Origin of the sequence: Tolypothrix campylonemoides VB511288_2 (assembly GCF_045999855.1) — a bacterium.
GTDB classification, from domain to species: domain Bacteria; phylum Cyanobacteriota; class Cyanobacteriia; order Cyanobacteriales; family Nostocaceae; genus Scytonema; species Scytonema bouteillei_A.
The window spans coordinates 22,120-36,137 of record NZ_JBFPMW010000002.1; the positions used below are offsets into that span (position 1 = coordinate 22,120).

General features: G+C 44.9%; 8 protein-coding genes. All 8 read right to left on the reverse strand.

Going from position 1 to position 14,018, the window contains the following annotated elements; genetic code table 11:
• Nucleotides 1–147: 147 nt before the first annotated feature.
• Complete coding sequence (locus AB0756_RS04615) at nucleotides 148–3,534, reverse strand: SdrD B-like domain-containing protein (RefSeq protein ID WP_237266066.1); 3,387 nt, start codon at nucleotides 3,532–3,534, stop codon at nucleotides 148–150.
• Nucleotides 3,416–5,746 carry an OmpA family protein gene (locus tag AB0756_RS04620; protein ID WP_038088236.1) on the reverse strand — a complete coding sequence of 777 codons (2,331 nt, stop codon included), beginning with the start codon at nucleotides 5,744–5,746 and terminating at the stop codon, nucleotides 3,416–3,418. Before AB0756_RS04620 ends, AB0756_RS04615 begins: the two co-directional genes overlap by 119 nt.
• Before the next feature lie 7 nt (nucleotides 5,747–5,753).
• On the reverse strand, nucleotides 5,754–9,641 hold the full coding sequence (locus tag AB0756_RS04625; RefSeq protein WP_237265857.1) for a hypothetical protein: 3,888 nt from the start codon (nucleotides 9,639–9,641) through the stop codon (nucleotides 5,754–5,756).
• Nucleotides 9,638–10,567, reverse strand: a complete 930-nt coding sequence (locus AB0756_RS04630; RefSeq protein WP_038072447.1) for a DUF11 domain-containing protein — start codon at nucleotides 10,565–10,567, stop codon at nucleotides 9,638–9,640. Before AB0756_RS04630 ends, AB0756_RS04625 begins: the two co-directional genes overlap by 4 nt.
• Before the next feature lie 254 nt (nucleotides 10,568–10,821).
• Nucleotides 10,822–11,037, reverse strand: a complete 216-nt coding sequence (locus AB0756_RS04635) for a hypothetical protein (RefSeq protein ID WP_137986456.1) — start codon at nucleotides 11,035–11,037, stop codon at nucleotides 10,822–10,824.
• Between the two features lie 883 nt (nucleotides 11,038–11,920).
• Entirely contained in the window at nucleotides 11,921–12,568 is a 648-nt protein-coding gene (locus tag AB0756_RS04640) for a hypothetical protein (protein ID WP_038072445.1), read from the reverse strand.
• Between the two features lie 244 nt (nucleotides 12,569–12,812).
• Nucleotides 12,813–13,613: a tryptophan synthase subunit alpha gene (gene trpA / locus AB0756_RS04645; RefSeq protein WP_038072443.1), complete on the reverse strand. Its 801-nt coding sequence runs from the start codon at nucleotides 13,611–13,613 to the stop codon at nucleotides 12,813–12,815.
• 77 nt (nucleotides 13,614–13,690) lie between these two features.
• Nucleotides 13,691–14,002, reverse strand: a complete 312-nt coding sequence (locus AB0756_RS04650) for a DUF3007 family protein (protein ID WP_038072441.1) — start codon at nucleotides 14,000–14,002, stop codon at nucleotides 13,691–13,693.
• Between the last annotated feature and the right edge of the window lie 16 nt (nucleotides 14,003–14,018).

A 14,018-nucleotide genomic window follows, 5' to 3' on the forward strand; every position in this document is an offset into this window, starting at 1 on the left:
AGGGCAAAAACAAGAATAATAATAACTTGGTTTGGTGAGTTGTTAGTGGTTAATTGTCTCCTCGTTCTCAGCCTCTGGCTGGGAAGGAGAAGACTACTAGCTTGGAAGCGAAGGCTACTGACTAGCAACCACTAACGACTCACTGAGTTAATCAACTCTGACACGGAAACGAATGTAAGCTGGATTGCCACTGGAATCCCCAAAAGTGCCAAAGTTAACAATCACTGCACCCCTGCTATTTGTCTGACTCAAGCAGGCGTTGTTTGCAGGCAAAGGTGCTAAAGGCGAGAAAAATGTACCTTGGTCTGCACCAGTACCACTACCAACAACGTTAATAGTACCGTTACTGTAACTTGTTCCTTCTGGAATTAAATCGCAGAATCTGACATCGTTTGTATTTTGGGCAAGGAAGTAGATTGTATATTCGACTTCATCACCACTTTGTAAAGCAGTTTGAAGGTCGCGAATACCGAGTACTGGTTGTAACTGATTGATATTATTGTCATCATCACCAGGACCGTCATCAAAGGTATTGAAATTGCCACCGATGGACTGATTGTTTCTCAAGACGTTGGTAATTCTCTTGACCAAGCGTAAATTGGGTTCACCAGCACCTACAGCAGAAGCAGCGAAACCAAAGTCTACCGTGTCAAGATTTTGACCTGCACTCAAGGTAACTGTTTCTGGTGGAACTAATGTGGGGGTGAAGTCTGCCGGGCGATCGCTCACAGTCACTCTATAATTGCCTGCAGGAAGATTGGGGAACAGGTATCTACCATTTTGATCGGTCGTTGTCGAACGATTGATATCGTCGGCTGTACCAAATTGACCGTCAGGTCCGGCACCGGTCAAAGTAACGGTAGCGCCACTAATTCCCCTTTCTCCGGAATCTTGGCTGTTACTGCGGTTTGTGTCAATAAAGACAGTATCACCAATGGAACCAAGTTGCTGTTGTGTAAAACCAAAATCTGCCGTGTCAAGATTTTGACCTGAGGCTAGAGCGATGGTAGTGGGTGGTGTTTGAACCGGGTTAGCACCTGTGGGTGGGTTGGAGACTGCAACTCTGTAGTTTCCGGCAGTTAAATTGGGAAAGCTGTATCTGCCATTATTATCGGTTGTTGCAGTACGGCTGATGTCATCCGATGTGCCAAATTGACCATCGGGTCCTGCACCTGTCAAGACAACAGTAATACCGCTGATTCCAGGTTCTCCTGAATCTTGAACGCCGTTACCATTAGTATCCGTATATACAGTATCACCTATCGTTCCTAGAGCCTGCTGTGTAAAGCCAAAATCTGCTGTATCAAAATTCTGACTGGCTCCTAAGGTAATAGTGGTTGGTGGAGTTTGAGTGGGGTTGAAACCATTTGGTGGATTGGTAACAGTCACTCTGTAGTTTCCTGGAGGTAAACTGGTGAAACTGTAGTTACCATTGCCATCGGTAGTTGTGGTACGGTTAATGTCGTCAGACGTACCAAATTGACCGTCGGGTCCTGCACCTAACAAACTAATGTTGCGACCGCTAATACCTGATTCTCCTGGATCTTGAACGCCATTGGCATTAGTATCAGTGTATACGCTATCTCCAACAGTACCTTGTGCTAACTGAGTAAAGCCAAAATCAACGGTGTTGATAGTTTGACCTGCTGATAGGTTAACGGCGTTAGGTTGAGTGAGTGTTGGGTTGAAACCTGTAGGTGGGTTGTTAACAGTAACTCTATAAGTACCTGCGGGTAAGTTGGTAAAACTGTAGTTACCGTTGTTGTTGGTCGTTGTGGTTTGAGAAGTGTCGTCAGATGTACCAAGCTGTCCGTCAGCGCCTGCTCCCGTGAGAACGAGGGTTATGTTAGCAATTCCCGGTTCTCCTGGGTCTTGGACGTTGTTTCCATTGAGATCGTTAAACACTGTATCCCCTATTGTCCCGGTCGAGCTTGGTCGGAAACCAAAATCAACGGTGTTGATGGTTTGACCTGCTGCTAGAGTGACGGCATTAGGCTGAGTTAGGGTGGGGGTAAAACCTGTTGGAGGGGTGGTAACAGCGACTCGATAAGTCCCTGCGGGTAAACTCGTAAAACTATAGTTACCGTTGTTATTAGTTGTTGTCGTTTGGGTAGTATCGTCTGCTGTACCAAATTGACCGTCGGACCCAGCACCTGTTAAAGTGAGGGGAACGTTAGCAATACCGACTTCGCCAGTATCTTGAACGTTGTTACCGTTTGTATCATTAAACACAGTGTCTCCAATTGTCCCACTTCCTCCTTGCCGGAATCCAAAGTCAACGGTGTCGATCGTTTGACCGGCTGCTAGAGTGACGGCATTGGGCTGAGTTAGGGTGGGGGTAAAACCTGTTGGAGAGGTGGTAACAGCAACTCGATAACTACCTGCGGGTAAGCTGGTGAAGCTGTAGTTACCGCTGCTATTGGTTGTTGTCGTTCTGGTAATATCGTCTGCTGTACCAAATTGACCGTCAGACCCAGCACCCGTTAAAGTGAGGGGAACGTTAGCAATACCGACTTCGCCAGCATCTTGAACGTTGTTACCGTTAGCATCGTTAAAAACAGTATCGCCAATTGTACCCGTTCCCGTTGGCACGCAAATTTGCAATCTTGCAAGACCGATGGTTTCATCTTGTAAGGGGTTACCAAATTCTGTACCTGGTTGATAGGTTATTTGAATTCGAGTGACCGGATTGGCGATCGCAACTGAGACGTTACCAAAGGATTCTGCCGGGAAAGCATTCTCAATAATACCTTCCGCAAGGTTGCCAGTTACTCTCACGTATTGACCGGGGGATACCAGGCTGACTCCAACAGAATCGTTACCGTTGAACGCGCTAACCGTAACTCTATCTTGGTATATGAATGGTGTACCGTTAATAGTGTCACGCGCACCCGAACGGTCAACGTCCAAAAGGGTGAGAGCGGACGCTAGCGAGATTGGTTCTGAAAAGTTAATCGTGAGCGTTGCACTACTGCCTACGGGTGCTGGTCCGTCAAAAGGCGAGTTTGGATTGGTACTTTGAAGACCTATATTAAATCTTAGATTTGGTCCGGCGATGCCACCGTAGACATCATTGCTAATTAATGTTTCCTCTGGATCGATAACCTGACCGGGACTGCTTTCAGTGAAACTAATAGTGGCATTAACACCACCAACAGTCAGGTTTTGACTGGTAATTCCTGCCAAGTTGTCAGCAGTATTCCAGTTTAGTGTTTGTGCTGTTGTACCCGTCGGACAACTGGTTGCTTGTTGTGCTAACACCTTTCCACCACCCGAAATGTTTCCCAGGAAGGGAACTTGTGGCACTGTGAAAAGCAATGTCAGCAGTGTTTGCTTGAATGTCAAAAAACGGGGTGCTTTTTTATCAATCTTATTAAATTCAGGAGTCACAGCAAATTCCCTATTGACTTTTGAACTACCTTCTGCCTCGTCGCCGTTCGATTTGTAAATCTTGCTCTTGATCTTCAATGATGAGGTCGATACCTCTAACATCAGTGAAGATAATTTCGACTCGGCGATCGCGGGCGTAATCAACAACACCCGTACCACCAGGAACTTTCCTTCGACTTTCACCAAAGGAACGGATGGTCATCCTTTCTGGTTGAATGCCCTTGCGTAATAAATAATTTCTTACAGATAATGCTCGCCGTCTTCCCAGGGCTTGGTTGTAAGCATCGCTGGCTCGGGGATCTGTGTGACCCTGTAATTCAATGACGATGAAAGGATATTGTTGCAGAACTTCTGCCACGCGATCGAGAACTGCAGCACTCTCTTGACTAATAAAAGATTTGTCAAGTGCAAAGTGAACGTTTCTCGGGACTTGTATCCGTATTGGTTCTGGTGGTGTTTCTGGTGGCGGTTCTGGTTGTGGTGGTGGTTCTGGCGGTACGGGGCGTGTTGTACACTGCGGGGGTTGAATTCTCTGGGTTTTTGCGTCTGGAGTTGGGTTGGTAGAAATTGCTCTCGTCCCAATAAATGCAGCAACGGCAGGTTCGGACGTTCCGTATTTGGGGTTGGTGGCGATCGCGCTTACAATCTCCCCATTTTGTAAATTTTCTATCGCAATACTAAACTTGCCTTTTTCGTCAACTTGTGCATTTCCTAAAGGTTCTCTTAAAGCTCCATAACCGGGTTCGTAGAGTGCTTCTTTACCTGTTTGATAATCGCTCAAACGATAAATTGTGACTTCCGAACCGGGGTCAGCTTTTCCTTGTAAAGTGACGCTATTACCAGTAGGTACAAACGTCCTTGTAGCAAATTCTGGAGCGTTAATCGCAGCATTCCCCGTATCCAATCGCCGATTGGAGGAATTGCGGCGGGGATTTGGACCGTCACCTCTTTGAAAATCGCTGACATCCAAATTTCCTTGGGTATTGAGGTCAATGCTCAACCCTTCTAACGCAGCAAATTTGTTATTTTGAATGATATTGCCCTGAGTATTGGGGAAAGCCGAAACTACAACACCGGGTCCGGTTTGATAATCAATTTCGTTACCCGTTACCTGATGGTTGCTACCCATCAAATAAACTGCTGCACGTCGCAAACGCCTGCCATTATAGGTGATGCGGTTATTCTGAATTTGAACATCCCCTTCTGGTTTAAATAAATACACTCCAGCACCATCGTTAGCACAAATCAAATTGCCAACAATCTTGGATTTATTCACTACACCTTCAAATCGCAAAGCATCTGGCATGCCAGCCAGCCCGTTACCCACAATAATATTTTCAGTGACTACCGTATTTTCACCACGTACTGAAGTGATAATAGCACTTCCTTCATGGTAATAAATTCGGTTGCGTCGAATGGTTGCCCCTTGAGAGTTAAAAACATAAACTCCAAAAGCTGAGGTTGACTCTGGTAATTTTTCATCTAGAGTCAATCCCAACCAGTTGTTTTCAATGACAACGTTTTTTGGAGGAACATTTTTTTCATAAAACGGAAAATCATCATTTGGGGGTTGCTGTTGGCTGGTATTTGGGGGTGGGAGAGGATGGGAAATGACTATATCCCCTGGTGGCGTGGTGAGAGTGGCTGGTTTGGGTTTGCCATCATATATCAGTAAATTGCCCAGTTGTTGTTTAATTGGGCTAGCTGTAAAACCGTAAAGGTTTAAACCCCGAATTGTGATGCCATCAGCCACTACTGTTAAACCGCGAAAAATTTCGCGTTCTGGTGCGGGAGAAATTGCTACCACAGGAATTGGAATTGCAATTTCAGCAGTAGCCGAACCAGAAGCATCGTATCCGGGCTGAGTGGTGCCATCTATAACCAATCCCGCAGCAGCTAGATCGGGCAATTGTTTCTGTAACTGGATGGCAGTAGCACCCGCAGGAAGATTAAATTCAATGCGAGAACCACCATCAGTTGCTGGTTGGATTTGTGCTTTTTCTGCACTGCTCAATCGCTCGGTAGAAAGCGTCCCGTTAGCCAATTCAATAGCTTCTCGTAAAGTTAGCTGGTCATCAGCTTTAATATCACCATCTTGATTGCTGTTCACAACAATCCTTAGAGATGGGGAAGCAAGGGACAAGGGAGAAGGTTCTACCTTGTCCCCCTTGTCTACCTTGTCTCCTCCTTGTCCGAATGCAACACCTGAAGGGAAAAGACAAAGGGCGATCGGTAATAATAAAACTAACGGAGTGTAGGGAGTAGGGAAATATTGTCGTGTTATTCTTTCCCATTCCCTCTTCCTTATGCCCCATTCTCTATTCCCCAATCGAAGATAAATTTTGCTCTTGAACATTACTCACTCACTCCTCTCCACCACTGAACCTGCGAAAAGCCGATCGCTTTCTGAGGGAATTAATTAGCTTGATTGTGGACTTTTGTAACTCCGTGTTTTGCGGAACTGCTAGTGCTTGAACTTGTTTCAAACGCTCAATGAGTATACTTTGAGGGGTTTGCAACTGGTTTGCAGGAGCAGTTCTTGCTTGGGTTTGTTTCAAACGTTGAATGAGTTTGCTTTGAGAGTTTTGCAATCCGTTTGCAGGTTGTCTGCTAGCTGTAGGAATTTCCGACTCTCTCTGTTGCTTGGGTACGGGCTTTTGCAATCCAAAACCACCCAAAAGTTCATTCAGTTTGAGGCTGATATTGACGTAGAAACCTCCTTCAGAGCGGTAACCACTAAAATCACGGTCATAGTCCACACTGCCAAAGCTATAACCCACACCTAAGCGCAGATCGGGTGTTAAGTAATACCCACCTTCTACGGCAACACCAAACTGATTATAATCCGAACCACTATCAAAGTCTTGTCCTATCCAGCGTCCTTCCACAGCTAAATCGGTTCGGTAACCCATTCTATAAGTGGCTCTAAGTTGTGCCAATTGGGTGTTGCTATCGTTACTTTGGTTGTTTCCAAGATCGCCGCTAGTTGCCAGACGAAAAGCATACTTACCATAAAATTCCCATCGCCAGTTCGGGGCGTATATCCCTTCACCTGAGAGTACGTGAGCGTTTGAGTTTCTATCGGTGTTAAATTCAGGGATTGAACCGTAGTTTTGACGCCACTCATACTTCAGCAATCCGTTGAATTTATCACTGTTGGGATCTCGGTAAGCCAAACCAAATCTGAGGTTGATAGCATCTCCCAAGTCATCGACTCTGCCAACAAATCCAGAGGAACTAGAGGGAAGATACACGGGAATATTTGCCCCACCTGCTTGTTGGAAGCGAACTAGGGCTGTGAGGGCGGGTGAAAGTTTACCTGCAGCTGCAGCTGTGATGACGAGGTTATCGTCATCATCGCCATCGCGATACTCAAACTTGGCACCCGCTTTAAAGTTAGGATTATCGCTGTAGTCCAATCCAACGCTGTAAACACTACCAGCAAACAGTCCCAGTGAAGCCGTGTTGGAACCTACCACAGAGGTTTGGAATAGACCATCTGCAGCATTACTATTAAAAATGTTCTTAAAGACGTATTGGTAACCCAAACTCAATTTCAAGCCGGGAGCGATGCGAGCACCGTGATTGATTCCTACCGCTCCTTGACCCTGTAAGCCGTTGAATCCAGATAAAACAGAGTACTGCCCGCTTAAAATTGTATCGTCAGAAAATTTATGCTCGACAATCGTATCTAATGAGGTAATGGAGTTACCGCGTAATACGCTGCTGTCATCATAAAACTGGTGAGCTAGCCGGAACGTAACTCCTGGGTAAGCCTTCCAGTCTAATGCCAGGGTTGTTCTGTTGGGATAGAGTGGGTCACTATCGCCCAAATTCAATTCATTTTGCGCTTGGAAGGTCAGGGCTTGAGTAAGTGGAAGTTTGAGCCGAGATACCAACTGGCTGGCATCTCCTTCAAATTGATCGCTCACGCGGTCTTCACGGGAACGGTTGACATATTCCAAACTCAAATCGGCGAGCCGACCAACAAAGTTAAATTTTTGTAAAATTCCAGCGCGGATAGTTTGCAGTTCGTTGTTCACTCTAGACCCAGCACTGGCTGCGGGTGGTTCTGGATTGAATACATCAAAAAATGGTGTAGCACCAGAGGAACGTCCAAAGTTTTCTTCGTAGTCGTATGCGGCTGTCAGGAAGGTGGTATTGGTGACTCTTGCTAAAAGAGAGCCTCCATAGCGTGTTTGTCCTGCGGTGTAGCTATAGGTGGCGTTGTTGGAGAAACCTTCATCAGAAGAACGATAATAGGCTCTTGCGTTCAGGCGATCGCCAATATTGCCAATAGCCTCCAATCTATAAGCGTTACCCGTTCCATCGTCTCCATTGAGGAGGCTACCGCTAGAGCGTGCAAATTCTCCTACAATCTGACTGCCATTTCCTAAAGAGAGAAGGAAATCTGCTCCATACAGTTCAAAGTCTTGACCATCTTGGTATTCTCGCAAATAGCTACCACCCAGGAAAGTTTTCCTGTCTGTCTCCTGAGAAATGTTGAATTGTACCCGTCCTCCAACAAGAGTAGACCGTTCCTCTCCTTCGTCCGGTTGGTAGGAGATAACGAGGCGACGCACTAAAGTGGGACCAAAGGGCTGTGTGGCTACGGAGAGAACTGATTTGTAAAGCTTAACGGTTCCTCGGTTATAGTCAATTTCGTAATCGCGACCGCGAAATAATTGTTTGCGGTCTAAGACTGTACCGGGACGGTTGATCTCTTCTTCTTCTAAATAAACGCTTTCACTACCGGGAACTAGCAAGCGCCGTGACAAGAAGTAGTCCCCACTTGTACCGTCAGGAACGATAATATCTCTGGTGTAGCCTTCAATGTTGTTAGCGTATAAGCCGGTTATTTGAACCGGACCAAAGCTGTAGTTACCCTTAAAGCCGTGTAGTTGACGGTTTGTAGCTGTGTACAGTTGGGAGACTCTTGCAAATTCCTCAGTATTGTAGTCTCCCCACATGGCGTAATCAGGCTCAGCTCCTGTTACGGGGCTACTGCGCTCAAAGCGAAGGTAAACACTGTCTATTGAGGGTGCTGTAGAGGTGACAGTAGAACTGTCACCGTAGACGGGATATTGTTGTTCGCATTGCTGGTCGGGTTTGCCAAATAACCGCACATTGCCTTCGCAGTCTTCATTGAGAGGGCGATCGCTGTTATACGCACCTGTAAACAACCACTCTCCGACTTTACCTGTAGCAAAGACGGCTGCATCTAAATCAACCTCAGTTCCTTCATCCAAATCCTCTGGAACAAATTCGCGAAAACTTCCCCAGTAATTTGTACCGCGAGCACCTATCCGTAAATTTACTACCCCTGTTACTAGTGAAGGGCGCAGGTATGTTGTAAACTCTACCTGCGTATAAGCTTCTATTGGGGTATCTTTAAATTGCTGAACAAGCGAATTGTCTGTTTGTTGGGGAAATGGAGTATCGTTTGAAACACCTCTTTGTCCGTAAAAGGGTGAATCTTTTACGATATCTCTATCTCTTCGGAAGGGATTTTGTGTCCTAATACTTTCTACCGCCGCTCGGACGCGAACTTGTTGGGGTTTAATATCAGATTGCAAAGTGGCGGTAAATTCTCCACCGCGTGCTATTACCTGAAACCCGCCTTGGTCTTTATCTTGGTCAGCACCAATAAATTTCCCCGCACTCGATGTCAGGGTGACCACTATATCCTCACGGATAATTTGACCGCTTTCATCGGTAATCTGTCCGGTGAATCTAATAGTAGAACGTCCATCCGCTTGGACTCGCGGATCTCCAACAGGTACGATTTCAATTTTTATCCGGTCACCAATTACCTCTGAAGGAATGGGGGGTGGCGAGTTGGGAGTGGAGGAGTTGGGTGAAGGAGTGGGGGATTGGGAGAGGGGGGGAGTGGAGGAGTTGGGTGAAGGAGTGGGGGATTGGGAGAGGGGGGGAGTGGAGGAGGGGGAGTTGGGAGTTGGGAGTTGAGAATATTCAGAAAGTTCTTTATTCCCGATGCCTTGAATTTCCACTTCGTAGGGGTTTTGAGTTCCCCATTCTCTATTCTCGGGCACGCTGGCTGCTTCAGCACTGGAAAATATAGCCTCGCCTGCGAAGCAAGGGAAAACGACTGCCACAAAAGCACTCCAGATACCTAGACTCCCTTTACTAGCTAGGGTTGAAGGTAACATCAAAAATGCTAGCTTTTGGCTTTTCCAATCTCTAATGCCAAATTTGTTGGTAACTTTAACTTCAAGCTTTCTTGTTTTCATCGCTTATCCTCTGAAAACGCAGGCGTAACACCAAAATTCACTCTTACCATACTGTTAGGCGCTAGCTTGACTAGGCGTGACTGACTGTTCCTTTCAATGAAGTACGTATTGGGTGCCAAGCCATAACCCGGTAAGCTTGTCAAGTCTAGTGTTGCTGTTCGATGTCCTGGAATGACATTGGCTAGGGAGAACAGCCCTTTGGCATCAGTGACGATCCGATTGCCATCATCCATGTAAATTACGGCATTAGGAACTCCTGGTTCGTTTGGTTGCTGTTCGCCATCAAAATTTTTATCGACAAAAACTCGTCCAATTAAGGTGCCACAATCTGAGACTATTCCGGGTCTGATTCTCAGTAGGTGGCTCGCTTGATTGCTAGTCAAGTTTCCAGATCGTGCTTGTGCCAAGTTTCTGCCGGTACCTTGAATAGCATCCGGTGTGACTTCAACGGCATAGCGGATATTTAAGGTTTGATTGGGCTGTAGTGCAGTTGCGGAGGTGATTGTGATTGTGCGATTTGAAGTCGTGTTAGCAGTCAAAGGAACTCGCGTACTTCCTATAGAACCTTGCAGTGTGTTGGAAACAAATTGCAGTCCTACAGGGAGTCTGTCTACGATCGTTAAATTTGATAGAGATGCTGTACCTGTATTTCTCACAGCAAGACTGTAAACGACGTTGTCTCCCGGTTCAGCCGCTGCGCGATCGCCTGTTTTTAGTATCTGTAAAGCACCTTGACCTGCTCTAAACGTGACTGAATTGGACGATCTTGTTTCTGTAATATTGCTTGCACCAGAACCAGCAGTATTTGTGATTACTCCGGTTGGCGTCTGAGCCACCGACGGCAGGAAACTGTAAGCAAAAATACTTAATACAGGAAACGTAAAAAAGAGGCTTTTATGCCTCAAGCATGAGGATATAAAAGTCATTGCTCAACCAATAGCAAAGGTTTTTCTTTCGTTTAGGCTTCTATAGAACCACCTAATTTTTTCTGTCAATCCTAAACTCTCTTAATGCGTCAAATTGTTACTCTTGAAAATCCTGTCAGGGATAAAAACATTGATTTTCAATTTGAAGGAAGTTTGAGTTTCAACACTGAAAAATATACGCATATCTCAAAACTAGGATTGAATCACAAATATTAAGCTTCTGCTTGTACAAGGAAAACATTGCAGAGCACTTTCTAAAAGCGAGATCTTGCAGTTACTACAGTGCTTCCAGTACAGTGAGCAAGCAACAATCGAGAAGCAAGCATTGCACGCAAATAGTTTCTCGTGAATACACAACGGTGTTTTGCTGAAAGCACCTTTCTGCTGTTAATGAAAGGCATATACTCCACTTGTGGTAGAGCAATGGGTGGGATATTGACCTGCTTTATATACCATTGTGTTTTTTTCATTTTTATGTTACAAAATGTTTATTTTTTTACTGCCAGAGTATAATAGAGAGGGTTTACCTGCGTTTGCACACAGATTTTTTGCCTGACAGTACGCAGCAGATGAACACCATTGACGATCCGGTTGGGATACAAATATGCAGACATGACAAACACACTTCAGCTTATTCATCGCATGAAAATCACGAAAAACTGCATGGCTTGCTTGTGCTGCATCCCCAGATTTCAATGACTTGCTCCAATGGTTTTCAACAAAACTGAACTCAAAAACACGAGTTGTTATTTTATCAGTGAACTGGTAATAGGGAAAGCCCAAGCTATATCCAATCCACTAATTTAAGAATCATCGGATTTGGCATTGCACAAATACGTTTTAGGAGAATAATACAGTAAACTGTAAACGATGCACCAGCTTGCTTTACCGAATCTTTATTTTTGACTAGGTCTTAGGTAACAGTATTATCATCTAGAAGTATCTCACAAACAATTAGATAGATAACAATTTATCCGGAAATTTATGTAGAAAAATTATTTTTCGAGGGAGTTTAAAGGATCTTTAGTATGCATTCGCTGTTTTTTTACATAAAGAAAGCTTCCCGAGCAAAAGTTGGGAGGTGTCAGGGAATATGTCAATTCTTGGAGAAAATTGAGTACAGATGTCCTAAGTCTGAAGGATTTTGTGCCCATCTTCTGCTAGGGTCTGAAAAGAAATCAACTGCGATCGCTAACTTCTGAGACAGTTTATACTTGACAAATAAATAGTTTATCTAACGGAAATTTAGAGCGCAGTCAGCAATCTTGCGCCCGAATATTTATGATATATTAATTTTTCCGCTCCTAGCTTGAGCGTTAAACGGGGTGGCTCAACGTTACTAATGCCTCACGACTAATATGTATCATCGTAATCGTGTGTTTCAACTCTTCTGACATCGCTGCGAGGAGGTAAAAACTCCGGACGACGTACAGGCGCAAGTGGTGGCGTTGGACCATTATAAGGATGAATAACTTGTACGGTACGGGCGGGACGGGGCTTTTGCGAGAACAAAGCGTTTATCCCAGCGACGACAACACCACCGCCAACAGTTAAAGCCATACCACCGACAGCCCAAACAATACCTGATGACCACCAAGGATTTTGTGATTGCTGCAATGCTGCTTGCTGTGCTGCTTGAGCTTGATTTTGTTGCTGAGCGCTCCACTGAGCCAGGGTATTTTGAATTTGTCCCTGAAGTTGTTGGTTTTGTTGTTTGAGGTCTGCGTTTTCCTTCTGGAGTTGAGCGGTTTCCATCTTCATCCGTTCCATCTGTACCCGCAGCTCCTCAGTATTGGGGTTTAGCGGTGCTGGATTGGGATACGCTTGACTGGGATACGTAGCAGGCGGAGCCATAACTGCAGGTGGTGCTACTACAGTTGTTGGCATCTGTGGAGTAACAGTGAAACCGGACTGAATGGGACTTGCTGAGCCTTTGAGTAGCAAAAGAGCTGCTAACCCAGCTACAGCAACTCCGCCGATAAATGCCATACTCTCACTCATCGCCCTCTCCCTTAATTTGCAACGAAACTACTACGGTCGTTGACTGACGCTCTCTCACACTCATAAGATATGTATCCTACTGAATTTCACATACAGCCTTTACCCTATTTTGCTGTATTATTTCGTTTTTGACCGCTACATACGCGCTTTTTATATTCAAGACGATATCTGTTAAATTGTCTACCAACGAAGGTGAAAAAAAGCTAGCATTTTTTACATGGAAAAATTCAGTAAGTATCCTTACTTAAGATGTAGTAATTGCTGTCTTGAGACTTTGACAAAACTCGGAAATAGCAATGAGTCCTTGCTGTGGTGTTCCTTCTGCCAAACGCTTGACAAAAGCACTACCAACTATAACTGCATCAGATCCCCACTCTTTCACTTGTTTGGCTTGTTCTGGATGCGAAATGCCGAAACCTACACCGATGGGTTTGCCGGTAACATTACGAATCTGCTGTAGTAAATCTGAGACTCGGGTTTCCATTTGCGATCGCATTCCCGTCACCCCGGTCACACTGACTAAATAAATAAATCCTTGGGAAGAGCGAGCAATTGCTTCTATACGTTCGGAGGAACTTGTTGGAGCAACCAACAAAATAACATCAATCCCCATCTCAGAAGCTATTTTGAGTAAGCCAGATGACTCTTCCAAAGGTAAATCCGGTACAACCAATCCTGCAACCCCAGCTGCTGCTATATCTTTAAAAAACTTTTCAATTCCACGATTTAGAATTGGATTGTAATAAGTAAATAAAATAATAGGGGCTTGCAAACTGGAAGTTACATTTTGTAACATTTCTAGGACTTTATCCAAAGTTATGCTTTGCTGTAAAGCGCGAGTCGCTGCGGCTTGAATAATTGGTCCATCAGCCAGAGGATCGGAGTAAGGAACACCCAGTTCAATAATGTCTGCTCCATTGCGATCCAAAATTCGCAGTGCTTCTGCTGTTGTTTCCAAATTCGGATCTCCAGCTGTGATAAATGGAATCAGAGCGCACTGGGATTGACTTGCAAGATTTTCAAAGAGATTGGAAATAGCTGTCATTGGCGATCGGTCATGGGTCTGTTGTCCTTTGACACTATACCTAAAGACAAAGGACAAATAACAAAGGAAGAACAAATTTACACTTGAGATTGTTCTTCTTGTTCGATTTCAGCTTGAATTTTGGCTAATTCTTCAGGAGACAGTTCTTCCAATCGCTTTTTGAAAAAGGCGTCTTCGTACTGTTGGCGTTGTGTGTGGTAGGTCATTTTTTGACCCACCGCACGGAACAAATAGGTTAGCAACCAGACAATCAATCCCACAAAGAGTACGGCTTGAGTCCAAATTCCAGCTTGTGCGCCATCTATACCAGCCACCTGTAGTGACAGATATATCAAGCCACCTAATAGAAAAATGCCAAAACCTATTCCAATAGCGTCAATGCGTCGCATGAGAAGTATTAAGGAT